The following is a 15,726-nucleotide window of genomic DNA, read 5'->3' as shown; positions in this document are numbered from 1 at the left end:
GATGGATAAATGTTGAGTTTAATTTTTTTCTTCAGCGACATGTTGGAGTATCGACATTTCTTCGGTGTTGAACACAAGGTTCAGGTTGAGCAGCATGATAAAATGTTCGTTCATTTGAATCATGCCCTCGATGAATTCGGTTTTGTATTTTGCGCCGATGGAGGGTGGTTGTTGAATGGTGGACGGATCGATCTCGATCACCTCCTGCACCGCGTCTACCAGGGCGCCGATGCTTATGGTTTGATTTTCGATTTCAACGTTGAGCACCATGATGCAGGTGTTCACATTGTCTTCGATTTTGTCGAACCCAAATTTGATGCGGGTGTCGATAACGGGAAGCACATTGCCCCGCAGGTTAATGACCCCGCGCATAAAATGCGGAGACCGTGGCACCTTGGTGATGCGCGACAACTCCAGTATTTCACTTACCTGTGCAACACTGGCGGCAAAATATTCATCCCCGAGCCGGAACGTGAGGTAGGATTGAATCGATAAAGTTTCTGATGACATAGTGCTGTATTATTTTCAATGTGAATACGATAGGGATTTTTCCTGTTGGACGATGAGCTGATGAACCAGTTTGTCGGTGTCGATCACCAGGGCCACGCTTCCGTCGCCCAGGATAGTGGCGCCGCTAAATTCGTCCTGTCCCTGGTAGAGGTCGCCCAGCGGTTTCATCACCGCCTGGTATTCGCCCACGATGGCGTCGATGGTGATGGCCACGGGAAACTGGGCATACTTCAGTTTAATGATCTGCGTGATGGGCTGGTCGGGCGCGGGTTCGTGAAAAGCCTCGTGAAGGTTGATCACCGGCAACAACTCTCCATCCAGCACATGGCGTTGAATGACCTCGGCTTTTATTTTGGCCGTAGGCATCTCGAAACATTTCTCCACATAGCTGAGGGGAATGATGTAGTCGGAGTTTCCTACACGCACCCGCATGCCATCGATAATGGAAAGGGTGAGCGGAAGTTTTAAGGTGATGATTGTGCCTTTTCCAAGTTCTGATTCAATCGACACTTCGCCGTGGATGGCTTCGATGTTTCTGCGCACAACGTCCATCCCAACGCCGCGTCCGGACACATCCGTGATCTTCTCGGCCGTCGAGAAACCCGCCGCAAAAATGAAGTCCAGTATTTCCTTCTGCGATGGAGTTGCCTGTGGCGACAACAATCCTCTTTCAATGGCCTTTTTCCGGATCTTTTCCGGATCAATTCCTTTACCATCGTCTTTCAACTGGATGTAGACATGGGTGCCGGCATGAAATGCATGCAGGTGTATGGTTCCTTTTGCGGGCTTGTTATTTTTTAATCTCTCCGAGGGCGATTCAATGCCGTGGTCCAGGCTGTTTCGAATGATGTGAAGCAGCGGATCGCTCAACGTATCGATAATAGATTTGTCGAGCTCGGTTTCGGTGCCCGATGCCGTGAAGCTGATTTCTTTTTGCAGGTCTTTAGAGAGGTCGCGAACAAGACGCTGAAAGCGGGTCACCAGGGTTTCGATGGGCACAAGACAAATGGAGAACGCATTGTCTCTTAGCCGCCGTGTGATTTTTTCCATGTTCTCCGACAGTCCGGCCAGTGCGGCAATGGTGTTGCTGCCGGCAATCATGCTCAGTTGTGCCTGGCTGGTCACCAGTTCGCTCACCAGGTTCATCAATTCCTCCAACTTGTCAGACGACACGCGGATGCTGGTTTCTTTTCGCTTCTCGCCCGTAGTGGTCTTTGTGTTGACTTTAGCGGCATTGGTGTTTTCGTCTTCCGCGGTTGTGCGAAGCGCGTCGGCCAAGGCTTTCATGCCGTCATAGCCAAGCCCCGGCGCATGCAGCGACTTCTGTTGCAAAGGTTGAAGAAAGGCCGGATGAGCCAGCAGGTTTTCTTGCGCCAGCAGTTGCACGGTCACTTTGCAGAGCTCTTCGGCAAAGATGAAAACATCATTGATTTCCGAGGCAGGTCTTTCGGTCGCGAGGGCGATTTCAAATTGCGTGTAGCACACATCACCCTGAAGTTCTGCCCAGGTTGGAATTGCGGAGAGATCGGGCATCACAAAGGCTTCGCCCAATGCGGTCACGTCGTCTACCAGGTAAAGCGGGTTGGTGCCGTTTTTAAAAATGGTAGCGATGGGTTCAATCAGCACATAGTAGGTGGAAAGTTCTTTTGGTTTTTCCGGAGCCACGGCCACAACCACCTTCACGTCGCCGAGCAGGGCTTTTATTTTGTTGCGCTGTATTTCCTGCTGAAGCTGGTGTTCGCGCTCCTCCAGCATGGGGTCGTGCAATATTTTCTTCAGGTGGTCAACGGTGGTCAACGTCACCTCCAGTATCTCTTTGGTGGGTGTGATTTTCTTTTCGCGGATACCGTCATAGATGGTCTCCAGGTCGTGTGTGAGGGAGCTCACGTGTTCGAAGCCAAACATGCTGCCGCCGCCTTTCAGCGTGTGCATGATGCGGAAAATCTCTTTCACAGGATGATCGTTGTGTAAATCCTGTTCAAAGTCCAGCAGGGCTTTTTCCAGATCAACCATCAACTCTTCTGCTTCGGCCAGAAAGATTGCCTTGAACTTGTCCATGGTTAACGGATTATGTTTTGAATGATCGTCGATAGTTGCTGCGAAGGCTTAACGCTGCGCGCGGTGGTAGCCGCTGTTTTTGTTTCGTACGCCAAAATTGTTTTGCTCATATCGTGTCGGTGTTCAGTGGTTCGTCGGCCAACAACAGGTGCAATAGTCCGGTGCGTTTCAGCAAGTCTGCGTTCTCTTCTTCCAGTGTAGCACTTACGGTCACTTTTCTATTGGCACGCTTCTTCTCACGTCGAAAGGCTTCCAGCATCTGAAGGAAACATAGATCGATTCCTTCCGGCTTCAGCAGTTGAATCTCCAGGGGTTCACTACGGTCATTCAGGCCGGTGAAAATGGATTTTAATTCACTTTGATATTTGAGAACGAGCTCGCCGCCAAAAACTACGCGAAGATGGCCTTGCTCAATTTGCGCTATGCTTGCAGTTGGTTTCATGATGTGGTAATTGGAAATCGAGGTCCCGAAATTCGGATAGCGGGTTTCAAAGGGGAGTGAACAATTTTTTTCTGAAGCGTTGATGCGGAGAACGTGTGGTTGGCTTGCGGGGTGGTCGGTAGCTTGGCCTGAGGCTTGTCTTCGCCGATCGGGTTGGCCCATGTGGCGTGGTGGTGTTGCGCTAACGGCGAGTTAATGGGAAGAACATGATTGAAGGGCAGCGGTGTTGGTAGGGCCGCTGACAATGCATCTTCCTGACCTCCCATTTTAAGCATGCACATCAGGCGAAGGAATGGTTTTTTGTAGCCGGAATAATTGTATCCTGAAAGAAAGCGGCCTGTCGCGGATAAGAACAGAAGAGAATTCCACTGCTCGGGCGTCAGTTTTACTTTGTGAAATTCATGTTCCGATTCGTCAGCCAACAACTCCATGTCAAGCTGTGTCATAAACTGCTCGGAAGAAATTGTTGTGTCGTTACCTGCCTGGTCTGTTTGGGAGGAAGTGTTTGTGGTCGATGGCGTGGGAGTGTTGTTAAATCGGGAAATGGAGAACAGCGTGCTGTGCTGTTGTTGCTGCGAAAGTGTGTTTGATGTTTCAGGTTCGAAACCGCGCACCATCACCAGGGCCAGCAGCGACAGGGGAACTGCCGTGTAAAAAAGGAAACACCTTCTGGTCAAAATTGGCTGCATGAAACGGGGGATGAAACGTGCTAATTTTCATCGAAACTACTATGGACCCGTTAGTATTTCTACCCTCAGCATACAAACGGGCCACCTGAGTGAGTAAGTGGCCACTCTGATTGCGCAGGCGGCCGTGTCAAAACATCATGTTAGAGAACTCCCGAATCGGGATGGTCCATCATTGCGGGCAAAACGTAACGAAGACCGGTCACGGTGTGTCATTTTGACAATCGTTTTCGGGATTTTCGGAAGTGGAGTCTGTATTTTTTAATTGGACACGCACACCCCGTTGCGTGTTCTGAAAACACACTGAAAGATTATTTTTTACTTCGCCGTAAACTATTGTAATGCACAACAATCAGACACAGACCACCAACGGTGTTCAGCACAATTTCGGCCACAAACGGCAAGCTGTCGTGCGCTAGCAGAATGATCAGCATCATTAAATTTCCCAGGGCCAGCGCAGATCGGAAGAAGATGCTTTGCTGCCGGAAAGTTTTTTTGAAGAGCATCGGTGCCGTGCTCACCATGGACAGGCTGCACAATACGGGATGCACAAGTTCATTGTGTGTTATCAACCCGGGAAGAAAAATCAGCAACAGCGGCAAAGCCCAACAATGGATGAAACACAAACCCGATGCAAACAATCCCGAGAAGTCGGCCAGCAGCACAAGCGTTGAACTTAAAGGTTTTTCAAAACGAATGAGATGTCTATGATCAGGTTTCATAAAAATCAAAAGTGATTAAGAGAATTGTCATGGTCTTTAAAAAAACAAGGGACAGAAAATGCCTGCCCTTGTTTTTTTATGATTGATACGAGGGAAAGGGATGCTATAGCATTGCGCGACCGTCACACTTTAGCTTCATAGATCAGGTTGACAGGTGTTTGCTGGGCTATTCTGAAAACCGAGAAGCCCGCGTCTTCCGCAATCTCTTTGATGGCCGATGGGCCGGCTTGTGCACCAAGGCAATAGTCGCCGCCCTCGGCATGTGCGTGTGGAACGCAGAGCGCCGTGGATGCGGCATAGAACATTCTGCCGATGGGATTGAAGTTCTCTTCCACGTTGTCGCTGGCGTTTGGCTCAACAATAAGGAGTGAGCCCGAAGGTGCCAGCTTTGTGCGGGCATGGCGCAGTGCGAAGCCGGGATCTCCGAGGTCGTGCAGGCAGTCGAAGAAACAAATCAGATCGAAGTTGCCTTGTTCGTAGGCTTCGGCGTCCACTTTCTTGAAGAATACATTGGTGAGACCCCTTTCGGTGGCGCGTTGCCTGGCCACGTCGATAGATTGCTGGTGATAGTCAAAGCCATAGAATTCGGAGTTCACAAACTTTTCGGCCATCAGAATGGTCGATGCACCATGCCCGCAACCTACATCGGCCACGCGCCCGCCGCGGCGGAGTTTTTCTTCCATGCCGGCCAGCGAAGGAATCCACGCCGTGTTCAGGTTGGCCAGGTAGCCGGTCCGGTAAACCGCTTCGATGCCATGAAACAGATCGTGATGATGTTCGTGCCAGCCAATGCCGATGCCCGATTTGAAAGCGTCGATCAGTTTGGTTTTGTCTTTCCACAAACTGCTCACAATGAAATAGGCTGGACCAAGCAACACGGGGCTGTCCTTCTCTAACAACACCAGCGCATGTTCTTCGGGCAGGGCATAGGTTTTTGTTCCCGGGTCATACGCCACGTAGCCGCCGGCTGCCTGGTTGTTCAACCATTCGCGAACATAACGTTCGAAGGTTTTTGTTTTCACGGCGAGTTGCCCGGGCGTTAACGGACCTGCTCCGCGCATTGCTTCATACAACCCCAGCTCCAGGCCGAGGAACGTCATGACTCCGGAATAGTTTGCGGAAAGATCGAGGATGAACTGCCCGGCAAATTGTTCGACTTTTTGGGAGTCGATTGCTTTTTTTTCTGTTGCTAAAACTGACATTGGTTTTTGTGCTTTAAGGTTTTTTTTGTCTGTGATCGTTGTGATCACGAAGGCAAAAGTATGGGAACCTTAAAGGGCAGAGATTGCAGTTTAGTCCAAAAAACTGCTCATTTAGGCCAAGGAAAAGTCAGGAGGTTGTGACCGCATTTTGCTGGCGGAACTGTTGGGGTGGTGCGTTGTATTGTTTTTTGAAACAACGGATAAAATGCGTGGTAGTGTCGAAGCCGGATTGATCGGCCACTTCGCTGATGCTTTCTTCGGTAGTGAGCAAACGAACGCGGGCATGCTTCAGCCGCATGTCGGTTAACCACTTGGTGAACGACGTGCCAAACGCTTGCTGAAAATCGCGTTTGAAACTGGAAAGACTGCGGTGTGTTAGTTTTGCAAAGTCTTCCTGGCTGAGCCGGTACAGATAGTTGTTGAGCATGACCTGTTTCAGGTTTGCTTTTTCCTCGCGGGCCAGCGCAAAGAAATAAGACGTTAGCTCGGGGTTGATGTTGGCTGTGACAACCTGAAGAATCAGCTCTTTAAACTTGAGCTTCAGCAAATGTTTCGAAGGATTCTCTTCGGTTAAAAACTGACTGATCATCGATTCAAAATAGATTCGCAGGCTTAGGTCGACCTTTAGCCTGAAGATGCTGGATTGAACCTCGGTGTGTTTGGGAACAAGTTCCGATTCCAGGATGACCTGTTTCACAAAATCGTCGGGGATGAAAAAGAGCAAGGCACAGAATTGCTCGTCGTAATAATTTTTGATGGCGTGTGCGCCCTTCTTGCAGAAGATCGCGTCGCCCACGGTCACGGGAAATTCGCCGTCGGGTGTGATCCAGGTTTTTTTGCCACTTTGAATAAACGCGAGGTAGTTGTGCTGCGACCAGATGCCACTGCGAACATCGCCCGGCATACATTGATATTCCACGAACAGAAGCCCGTCGCATTCCAATTTGTTGTAATTGGTTTTGAGGTTGAACTCGTAGAGGTTATTCATGGAGGGACTTACGTGATTCTGCATGGTTTTGTTGTGCATTCCCGGCAGCGAACCACCCTAAGTTACGAAATTGGCGTAGTCTTTTTGAGATTTAAATAGTAGGAGATAATTGTGTTATTTGCAGCCCATCAAATCGAAAACATACGAGAGATATATGCACAGCAGAATGAGAGTATACCATCGCTATCTAGGTTTCTTCCTCGCGGGCATCATGGCTGTTTACGCCATCAGCGGAATTATTCTGATTTTCAGGGACACCGATTTTCTGAAAGAAGAGAAGGTGATCGAACGGCAACTCGCCCCGCAGTTAACAGCCGAAGCGTTGGGTCGCGAAATGCGGATGCGCGACTTCAAGATCGAAAAAGAAGCGGGCGACGTAGTGACCTTCAAGGAGGGGACCTACAATAAGACAACCGGCATGGCTGTTTATCGCACAAAGCAATTGCCTTTTCTGGCCGAAAAGATCACCCGGTTGCACAAGGCTAACACAAAGACACCGCTCTTCTTTTTGAATATCTTTTTTGGAGTGTCGTTGTTGTTTTTTGTGGTGTCGTCGTTCTGGATGTTTTTTCCAAACACAACCGTGTTCAGGAAGGGATTGTATTTCACCCTGGGTGGCGTTGTGTTGACCATACTGCTGCTTTTTCTCTGAGCACTTCCGTATAAGGCATAGCCCTCAATCTAAAATCCTTAGCAATACACATTTAAAAACAGAATGTCTCGGGAACTGGTCAGGTTCCCGGGACAATCCGTGTGTCTGAATTTTTCAGGCGTTGGCAGAAACCTGTTCGGTCGCACCGTTGGTCGTCACGTCGGTGTAGGTTGCCGGATACAGTTTCCTGAACATGAAATAGGTCACGGTCACCATCACAAACGCGATGATGGCGTCGGCCGTGTCGGCGAAACCGAGCACGCTCAGTTTGGAAAAGAACGCAAATGTGATGTCGAAAAAGATTCCGGCAAACACCCATTCCTTCAACCGGAGCAAACGGTTTGGTGTGAGGAGCACGGCCACGCCCGAAAGTTTGGCCACGCCAAGAATGTAGATGAAATGTGAAGGGTACCCCAGCTTCACCGTGATGTCCCATACCACGGGATTTGTGGTGAGTTCAAAAAAGCCGCTGGCTCCAAACCATAACGAGGTTAATGCTGCACCCACCCAATAGATCGCCTTTGTTGTTTTTAAGTTCATAGTCTTGATGTGTTTATGTGATTGATGCGACAAAGGTGTTTTAATGAGCGACCCTGTCGGAGTGCAATCGGGGTGAGGTGGACAAATTGAGGGGTGGGATGGACAATAGCTGTTGGGGACGTGTCGAACGTCCGAGTGAAAAGCTGGTATTGGGCATGAACCCGTTCAATGTCCTTTTGAATGACGCGGCTTCAACTTTTTTAATCAACGATCACAAGCTTTGTAACGGCCTGATCGTGAGTCTTAAATGGCGGTTTTTTGACGCTGATTGAATCATCAATCATTCTTTTTTGAAAAAAATACGGGGGAAAATATATGTAGTTATATGGCTACGCATATATTTGTAGTCAAATGGCTTCACAATAGCGCCAGATGAAATTTCAGCTATGAAACTTAGAAGAGATCCTTTTCAGGCGATAGCCGATCCCACACGTCGCGCCATCCTGGTGTTGCTCGCCGCGCAGGCCATGACCGCCGGCGCCATTGCCGACAACTTTGACACGGCACGGCCCACCATCTCGAAACACATTCAAATACTGAACGAGTGCGAACTCATTGAAGCCAATCAGCAGGGGAGAGAAATTACCTATCAACTAAAGGCCGACAAAATGAAAGAAATAGATGCCTGGCTGGCGCAATTCAGAAAGATCTGGGAAACGCGCTTCAATCAACTTGACAACGTATTAGCAACCATTCAAAAACGAAAAAAATGAAGAACATCATGCAATTCGATTTCCTTGTAGACAAGGAAAAAAACACCCTCACCATCAGACGTGAATTTGCAGCCGACCGCCAATTGGTTTGGGATGCACACACCACGCGCGAACTCCTCGACCAGTGGTTTGCCCCAAGGCCGCTCATCACCAAAACAAAATCGATGGACTTCCGCGACGGTGGTCACTGGCTCTATGCCATGGTAGAACCCGAAGGAAAAGAGTATTGGGCAAGGCTTGACTATGTGAAAATTCAACCCATCGAAAAGTATACCGCACTCGATGGCTTCTGCGACGAAACCGGAACACTAAACCCAAACCTTCCGCGCGCCCAGTGGGATGTGACCTTCGAGGACCTTGCCCAACATTCGCTCGTGCAAACCATCGTGTCTTATCGCTCCCTGGCCGATCTGGAAACCGTGATACAAATGGGTATGAAGGAAGGCATGACATCAACGCTTGAGCGCCTGGATGACCTGTTGCTTAAACTAAAAAAATAGCGCCGATGGATGTTTTGTGGTGGGTTGTCTTTTCGGACAACCGCCGCAAAGTATCTTTCTGTGAAACAATTGATTCCAACAACGTCTAAAATCTTAAAACAAATGAATACCGTAAAGATCTCTGTTCAGGCAAACATTTTGGCCGACACAAAAAAAGTTTGGGACTACTACACAAATCCCAAGCATATCACGAAATGGAATTTTGCATCGCCCGATTGGCAATGCCCCAAAGCCGAAAACGATCTGCGTGTGGGTGGCAAATACAGCGCGCGCATGGAGGCCAAAGACGGAAGCTGGGGATTTGATTTTGAGGCGACCTACAGCGAGGTGACGGATCAGAAATCATTCACCTATGTGCTGGGCGATGGCCGCGTAGCCACCGTGGAGTTTAAACCGCAGGGCAATGGAACAAACGTGATCGTGACCTTTGATGCCGAGACTGAAAATTCGGAGGAGATGCAAAGAGGCGGGTGGCAGGCCATTCTCGACAACTTCAAAAAATATGCTGAGGCAAATTGAGGTTATCGTTTCAGCTGCAGCGTTGCGAGCGCCAGGCACTAGCTTCCTAATGCGCGCAGTACATTATTTTTAAACAGTTTGCCTATCGGAATTTGGTGTTTGCCGATTTCAACCACTTCGTTGTTGAACGAATTGATCTTGGCCTTGGAAACAATAAACGACCGGTGTGTTCGGATAAAACCATCCTCGGGAAGCATCGTCTCGAGGGTGGTCATCGAACTTTTGGTGATGATGACGCCGCCCTCGGTAAACACTTTCACATAGTTGCCCATCCCTTCCACATAAAGAATGTCGTTTTGCATAACTTTCACCGTGCGGCGATCGGTTCTGAAAAAAAGATAACGCTCTTTCTGTGGTTCCGCGCTTTCCTCGTCGACGTCGCTATTGTCGGGCTCCTTGTCGTGGCGCCGATAAACCTTTGTAATGGATTTGAGAAACCGTTCGAATTTAATGGGCTTCAGCAAGTAGTCAACCACATCCAACTCATACCCCTCGATGGCATATTCCTGGAAGGCCGACGTGATGATGACGGACGGAGGATTCTTTAATATTTTGATAAGATCAATGCCGAGTATCTCGGGCATCTGGATGTCGAGAAAAATAATATCGACACTGTTCTGCTTCAATATCTCGATGGCCTCAATGGCATTGCTGCATTGGCCCACCAGCTGGAGCGAAGGGATTCGCTCCACATAGCGGACTAGCACCTCGCGTGCCAGGGGCTCGTCGTCCACGACAATGCATCTACATATTTTTGAAGCTGATTTCATGGCGTTACGATGATACCCTGTGCAATTCAACTTTCAGCGCCACCACAAACACATCGGGTTCGGAGTGGATTTTCAGTTCATGCTTTTCTGGATATAGAAGTTGAAGTCGTTTTTTTACGTTGGTCAACCCGATGCCGTGCGGCACGCTGTCGTTGGTGGCGTGGTCGGGTTTGCTGTTCATGAGCTTCACGAGGAGCACGTCGCCTTTCAGTTCGGCCTGGATGTTGATCCAGGGTTGGTCTATCATTTTGCTGACGCCGTGTTTGAAGCAGTTCTCAATTAGTGGCAGCAACAACAGAGGCGACACCAGGTAGTTTCCTGTGGCCTGCGCAAAGTTCATCTGGATGTCTACGTTCGTGTTGAGCCGCACGCCTTCCAGGGCGATGTAGGCTTTTATCGTTTCAAACTCCTGCTGCAACAAAATCTCCGGCTTGTTGCATTCGTAGAGAATGTAGCGCAACAGTGCCGACAAACGCAGCAGCATTTCGGATGCAACGGGTGAAGTTTTTTCGGTGACGGAGTAGATGTTGTTTAAGGTATTGAAAAGAAAGTGAGGATGAACCTGTGCCTTGAGCGATTGAAGTTCGATGACGAGTTTTTCTTTTTCGAGAACACTGTTCAGGTATTTTTTCTCGTACCAGTATTTCATGAACTTGATACACCCGGCAAATCCGGCCACACCCAAAATGCGATGCATGCCAAGCGAATGTGTGTCGGACAAGGGGAGGATGGAGTAGGATACGGCCAGCCGATAGAACGTTTCGTTGGCAAAGCCGGCCAGCAGGCAAAACAGTGCCAGCAGCAAGGCGCCATACACATAGCTTGACTTTAATATAAAGTAAGGGATAACAATGTACAGCAGGCCATAAACCAGGAGAAATTGTCCTGGAAGATACACGAGCGAATAGAGCAATGATTTGTGCGCGGCGGCATAGCTTGGTCCTTCGAAAAACGCGGGAACAAGAAAGTCCACGAGCCATTGGTAAGCAAACATCACCCCCCAGAATGCTCCATGTCTGGCGATCCAGAACTTCAATTGGTTTGAATACACGAAGGAAATATCCATAGCTTTTTAAAAATAAGAAAATTAAACTACGAATGGGGGACACTCCTCCCGATTTGTATTCGAAACATTCCTTTTCGGATACGAACGTCGTTCGTCAATCTCATAGCCATCTGGGCAACGGGAAACAGGTTTGCTTCCGCATTGTCCGTTGGCTGGTCAACTATCGTCCAATCACCTTAATCTATTTTACAACTTTACGTTGTACCACAGCAGATGGGGACTTCTGAGGAGAATGATGTTGGTTCTTTAGTTCATACTTAAAAGCAGCATTATGATAAATTTCTTTTCAGTCGACAAAGACGGCGTGCTCACCTATGTGAACATCAACGACCCCGGGCTTCGCGATCGCTTGGTTGCCGGAAAGAATTATTGGGCGGAACATCCCGAAGAAGTGGGCGGCGCTTTTTATGAAGCCTGCCTTCGCGTGTTGAAAGATCAGAAACCGGCCACGCTCGAAGTCTATCATATCGCCGACGAAACCTGGTGGGAAAATCAGATCTATCCGGTCAGGGATGGGCTGGCTGTGTATTGCTGGAACAAGTCATCGCTAAGATTCACGGAAGGACATCGCATCATCGATCTGGAACACGATATCGAGACCGCCCGAAAAAAAATTAACAATTTGAAACTGGCCGCATGGCGCGCTGCCATTGACGCACATTTCATTTTTGGTACGCTGAATTCCATTCAGCACTACATCATAGAAAACGATCAGGAGAGCGCCATCAACTACCTGGCCTCTTTTGCCAAACTGATTCGCGGTGTTCGCGACAGCACCGTGTCTGACACGACGCGATTGGGCGAAGAACTAGAGCTGGTGAAGAACTACGTGAGCCTTGAGCAAATGCGCGACGAAGCCAAGTTTGACTTCAAACTCACCCATGCGGCCGATGTGGATCTCACCATGAAGATTCCGCCCATGATCATTAAACCCTTCCTGGAAAATGCCATCGTGCACCGGTTGCGACGTGGTGCGGAGAAAAAGGGAACGCTGGCGTTGTCGGTGGAAACCGGGCACCAACAGGTGGTCATAAAAATTAAAGACAACGGCATTGACCGCGAGCCACCCGCCGACCATCGCCGGCGCGAGATGTCGGTCAGTGCCATGATCACCGAAGAACGTCTGCGCCTCATGCATTCGGAAGAGTCGATTTCAATTTCGATTACCGACAATGTGGAGAACGGCGAAGCCCTTGGCAAGACGGTGATCCTGTCCATTCCCTTCGCGCGACAATAGGCGAACCATTAACTATAAGACCCATGAATACTATTCTGATGGATGATCTAACGCGGCTTGTCAACGCACAGACGTTGACAAACGCGATCGGAAAAATACTTTCCGACGGTGTCGTTCTTGTCCGTTCCCACACCATTGCATCGGCAGGAAAAAACATTTGTGATGTTCTGGGATTTCCGGAAGGTCACTTCAATGGACTTCACCTTTCTGCCCTCGCGGGATCGGCCCTTTCTGAAACGGAGCTTGCGACGTTGTTGCAAGCCGGCTTCTTTGAAGGTTACACCGTGTTGCTACAGAATAGCAGCGGCGGCGTTGTGCGGTTCAGTGTGTCGGGTTTTCACATGGGGTTGGTGGCCGACGTGGAAGGACTCATCATTCTCACGTTCAGAAACCTTTCGGAAGCAGACGGTGTTTCGCCAAAAACAAATGGGCATGACGCTGCGCTGGACGATTTTATCTATGCCACATCGCATGGCCTGAGGGGGCCACTGGCCACCATGAAAGGTCTTCTCAACCTGATGAAATTGCCGGGAAACAACGACTATGGTTTTCTCATGGAGAAAATGAAATACTATGCCGACCGCCTCGATGAGCGTCTGCACAAACTTATTTACTACGCGGAGTCAGACAAGAGCGGTTCTTATACAGATGGTGGCATCACCCTGGAGGCCATCAAACGCAAGTTTCAATGCATGGCCAACGACTCGTTGTCTGCTCTGTCAGCGCCGTGTTCGGAAACTGTTCCGGATCTTGAAAACGGCGAGTTGATTCTGGCGCTGTTGCTGAACGTCAGGTCGTTTTTTATTCAGCATGGTGCGCGCAACAGCGATTTGAAATTGCAGGCGGCCGTCACCAAGGCAGGTCACGCATTCGAACTTCGTGCAGGCGGCATTCGGCTCACGCCAGACCAGCAGGCCAAAATCGACCTGATGAATTTTAGCTACGCAGAGGTTCTCAACGACCCTGATTTTACCGACATCTATTCGGCCAAGAAAATAACGCTCAAACTTCGCGGGCAACTGCGCTTGCAAGTGGAACAGCACAACGTGACCGCCAGCATACATATCCCCTCTGCATAATGGAAATCGCCAGCATGAAAATGAAGATCAAAACAATCTATGGCCTGCTCGTTGCCTCCATGGTGCTGACCATTGTGAACGCGGCCATCACCTACGACAACATACGCGAGAAGGAAGAGTCGACCGATCAGATCATCAAGTCCTACAAGATCATTCAGTCGTCAACGCAATTGCTGGTGCTTTTTATGGATATGGAAACGGGCGAACGCGGCTTTGCCATTACCGGCGACAGCGCGTTTTTGGATGACTACCGGCAAGCCGATGTGATGTTGCAAACCGAGATCGCCACGTTGTCGGGGCTAACGTCGCACAAGGTGCTTCACGATCGTCGTCAACGCGAAATCCTGACGCTTAGCCGGGCCAAACGCGATGAACTTGATCGCGCTGTTTTTAACCGGGCCAACGCGCTCGGCGCGCACGCAACGTTGGTCGCGGCAACGGGAAACCAGAAGCTGGATTCCCTGCGCATGCTGGTGAAAGACATTGTTGCGCAGGAGGAGCAGGTGTTGCAAGAGCACAACATCGTGTTGGCCGACAACCGTAAACTTGACCCCTTGCGTTTCTCTGCCTTTGGCCTCATAGGCGTTACGTGCTTTCTGGCTTTTGTCACGCTGCAGCGGAATGAAAAAAGCAATCGTCGGTTGCTGAAAAAATTGCGCATGGCCAATTTGAAGCTGGAAGAAAAAGTGCAGAAGAGAACACGCCAGCTGGTGGCGGCGAACCAGGCGAAAGATCACTTTCTGGGCATCGCCACACACGATTTGAAAGCGCCCTTGCAGGGTGTGTTGGGTTTGGTTGGACTCATGAAACTGGAACAACGCGAACGAAACTCCCCGGACCTTGAATACCTGACCCGCATGGAAGAGTCTTGCAGAAAAATGCAACGCCTCATCACCGATCTGCTCGATGTGAACCGGATCGACCAGGGCATGATGCACATTCAAAAAGAATCCATCGATGTGAGCCGGTTGGTGGAACGCGTGGAAGCGGAATTTTTTCAACACGCGCAACAGAAAGGAATCACGCTGATCGTAAACAAAATCGGCGCTAACCTTCATACCGATTCAGATGCGTTGTCGAGGATATTGGAGAACCTGGTGTCGAATGCCATAAAGTTTTCTCCGTGGCATCGCACCGTTCAATTGGTCACCACGCCCCTGGGCGATGCCGTTCAGTTTGAAGTGAAAGACGAAGGTCCGGGAATTGCCGAAGACGATTTGCCAAAACTGTTTGGAAAATTTCAACGTCTGGCCAACAAGCCCACCAGCAAAGAGAACTCAACCGGTCTTGGTCTTGCCATTGTGAAAGAGCTCACCACCTTGCTCAACGGTTCCATCACCGTGAAGAGCAACGTGGGAATCGGAACCGTCTTCACCGTCGTCATTCCAGGGCTTCAGCATGAAGTGACCAACAGAGTAGCCCGCGAAAACATGAACCTGCACGTGGCCCTGCCACAGTAACTTTCGAAATTGAGTACTTCAGAATCTGTTGCCCGACAAAACCACTTTCTGTTGCCTTCCAGAATATTTTTCGATGTGAGGCCTGCAGAAGTAAAAACCATATTGGGTTCTTGCGTCGCCATTTGTTTGTTCGACCCCGTGTTGCGCATCGGTGGCATGAATCACTATATGCTTCCCTATTGGACAGGTGAAGGGCGACCGTCAGAAAAATATGGCGACATCGCAATCGAAATGCTGGTTGAAAAATTGCTCAACGCCGGTTCTTCTTCCGGAAGCCTTCGGGCCAAAGTATTTGGCGGGGCTGAGCAATTTGGCGATCAACCCTATGAAGTGGGGCTGCGCAATGTGGAGTGTGCAAAGGAGGTTTTATATGCGCTTAATATTCCTATTGTAGGATTTAATGTCGCGGGGAAAAAGGGACGAAAAATAACCTTCACCACAGACACCGGGCAGGTGCGCTTGCAGTTCCTGCCGGGGCTTTAAACGCGTGTGCGGGTGAAGGGGTGCGTTGATAAAATGTGATTTAACGGGTTTCTTTTTGATGTGGACATTTTTATAAATATCTGGTGTTGAAATACTTCT

Annotated in this window: 18 protein-coding genes; 8 read left to right on the top strand and 10 right to left on the bottom strand. The window is 49.4% G+C overall.

Translation table 11 applies throughout. From position 1 onward, the window contains the following. Positions 1–18: 18 nt before the first annotated feature. From JI741_RS05260 to JI741_RS05230, 7 genes are all read right to left on the bottom strand, one after another. Positions 19–510, bottom strand: a complete 492-nt coding sequence (locus tag JI741_RS05260) for a chemotaxis protein CheW (protein ID WP_202007942.1) — start codon at positions 508–510, stop codon at positions 19–21. A gap of 15 nt (positions 511–525) precedes the next feature. Further along, on the bottom strand, positions 526–2,568 hold the full coding sequence (locus tag JI741_RS05255) for a chemotaxis protein CheA (protein ID WP_202007941.1): 2,043 nt from the start codon (positions 2,566–2,568) through the stop codon (positions 526–528). A gap of 106 nt (positions 2,569–2,674) precedes the next feature. Then, the gene (locus JI741_RS05250) at positions 2,675–3,010 is read right to left on the bottom strand and encodes a hypothetical protein (RefSeq protein WP_202007940.1); all 336 of its coding nucleotides are present in this window, start codon (positions 3,008–3,010) and stop codon (positions 2,675–2,677) included. After that, positions 3,007–3,699, bottom strand: coding sequence for a hypothetical protein (locus JI741_RS05245; protein ID WP_202007939.1), 693 nt, complete (start codon positions 3,697–3,699; stop codon positions 3,007–3,009). Before JI741_RS05245 ends, JI741_RS05250 begins: the two co-directional genes overlap by 4 nt. Before the next feature lie 308 nt (positions 3,700–4,007). Then, complete coding sequence (locus JI741_RS05240) at positions 4,008–4,418, bottom strand: MerC domain-containing protein (RefSeq protein ID WP_202007938.1); 411 nt, start codon at positions 4,416–4,418, stop codon at positions 4,008–4,010. Positions 4,419–4,540: 122 nt separating this feature from the next. Further along, complete coding sequence (locus JI741_RS05235) at positions 4,541–5,620, bottom strand: class I SAM-dependent methyltransferase (RefSeq protein ID WP_202007937.1); 1,080 nt, start codon at positions 5,618–5,620, stop codon at positions 4,541–4,543. Between the two features lie 127 nt (positions 5,621–5,747). Then, positions 5,748–6,632 (bottom strand): AraC family transcriptional regulator, encoded by an 885-nt coding sequence (locus JI741_RS05230; protein WP_202007936.1) that lies wholly within the window; start codon positions 6,630–6,632, stop codon positions 5,748–5,750. A 130-nt stretch (positions 6,633–6,762) separates the two neighbouring features. Here JI741_RS05230 and JI741_RS05225 point away from each other — a divergent pair, with 130 nt between their 5' ends. Beyond that, positions 6,763–7,260 (top strand): PepSY domain-containing protein, encoded by a 498-nt coding sequence (locus JI741_RS05225; RefSeq protein WP_202007935.1) that lies wholly within the window; start codon positions 6,763–6,765, stop codon positions 7,258–7,260. A 114-nt stretch (positions 7,261–7,374) separates the two neighbouring features. Here JI741_RS05225 and JI741_RS05220 read toward each other — a convergent pair whose 3' ends face one another. Next, positions 7,375–7,800, bottom strand: a complete 426-nt coding sequence (locus JI741_RS05220) for a DoxX family protein (protein WP_202007934.1) — start codon at positions 7,798–7,800, stop codon at positions 7,375–7,377. A gap of 386 nt (positions 7,801–8,186) precedes the next feature. Here JI741_RS05220 and JI741_RS05215 point away from each other — a divergent pair, with 386 nt between their 5' ends. The 3 genes from JI741_RS05215 (at position 8,187) to JI741_RS05205 (ending at position 9,532) form a co-directional block, all read left to right on the top strand. Continuing rightward, entirely contained in the window at positions 8,187–8,513 is a 327-nt protein-coding gene (locus JI741_RS05215) for a metalloregulator ArsR/SmtB family transcription factor (protein ID WP_202007933.1), read from the top strand. After that, positions 8,510–9,013, top strand: a complete 504-nt coding sequence (locus JI741_RS05210; RefSeq protein WP_202007932.1) for an SRPBCC family protein — start codon at positions 8,510–8,512, stop codon at positions 9,011–9,013. The genes JI741_RS05215 and JI741_RS05210 overlap by 4 nt, the downstream gene beginning before the upstream one ends. 102 nt (positions 9,014–9,115) lie before the next feature. After that, positions 9,116–9,532 carry an SRPBCC family protein gene (locus JI741_RS05205; RefSeq protein WP_202007931.1) on the top strand — a complete coding sequence of 139 codons (417 nt, stop codon included), beginning with the start codon at positions 9,116–9,118 and terminating at the stop codon, positions 9,530–9,532. A gap of 38 nt (positions 9,533–9,570) precedes the next feature. Here the strand turns inward: JI741_RS05205 and JI741_RS05200 are convergent, their stop codons facing one another. Continuing rightward, positions 9,571–10,302: a LytR/AlgR family response regulator transcription factor gene (locus JI741_RS05200; protein ID WP_202007930.1), complete on the bottom strand. Its 732-nt coding sequence runs from the start codon at positions 10,300–10,302 to the stop codon at positions 9,571–9,573. Between the two features lie 4 nt (positions 10,303–10,306). Next, positions 10,307–11,368 (bottom strand): sensor histidine kinase, encoded by a 1,062-nt coding sequence (locus JI741_RS05195; protein ID WP_202007929.1) that lies wholly within the window; start codon positions 11,366–11,368, stop codon positions 10,307–10,309. Positions 11,369–11,639: 271 nt separating this feature from the next. On the opposite strand from JI741_RS05195, the gene JI741_RS05190 reads away from it, so the two are divergent. From JI741_RS05190 to JI741_RS05175, 4 genes are read left to right on the top strand one after another with little or no spacing between them, the layout of a single operon-like run. After that, the gene (locus JI741_RS05190) at positions 11,640–12,605 is read left to right on the top strand and encodes a histidine kinase (protein WP_202007928.1); all 966 of its coding nucleotides are present in this window, start codon (positions 11,640–11,642) and stop codon (positions 12,603–12,605) included. A gap of 23 nt (positions 12,606–12,628) precedes the next feature. Continuing rightward, the gene (locus JI741_RS05185) at positions 12,629–13,684 is read left to right on the top strand and encodes an ATP-binding protein (protein WP_202007927.1); all 1,056 of its coding nucleotides are present in this window, start codon (positions 12,629–12,631) and stop codon (positions 13,682–13,684) included. Positions 13,685–13,698: 14 nt separating this feature from the next. Then, on the top strand, positions 13,699–15,144 hold the full coding sequence (locus JI741_RS05180; protein ID WP_202007926.1) for a sensor histidine kinase: 1,446 nt from the start codon (positions 13,699–13,701) through the stop codon (positions 15,142–15,144). Between the two features lie 51 nt (positions 15,145–15,195). Continuing rightward, positions 15,196–15,627: a chemotaxis protein CheD gene (locus tag JI741_RS05175; protein WP_202007925.1), complete on the top strand. Its 432-nt coding sequence runs from the start codon at positions 15,196–15,198 to the stop codon at positions 15,625–15,627. The last annotated feature ends 99 nt before the right edge of the window (positions 15,628–15,726 follow it).

Source organism: Chryseolinea lacunae (assembly GCF_016735595.1).
Lineage (GTDB): Bacteria > Bacteroidota > Bacteroidia > Cytophagales > Cyclobacteriaceae > Chryseolinea > Chryseolinea lacunae.
Note: the sequence above shows the minus strand (reverse complement) of the source record. Positions and strands in the feature narration are given on the sequence as shown.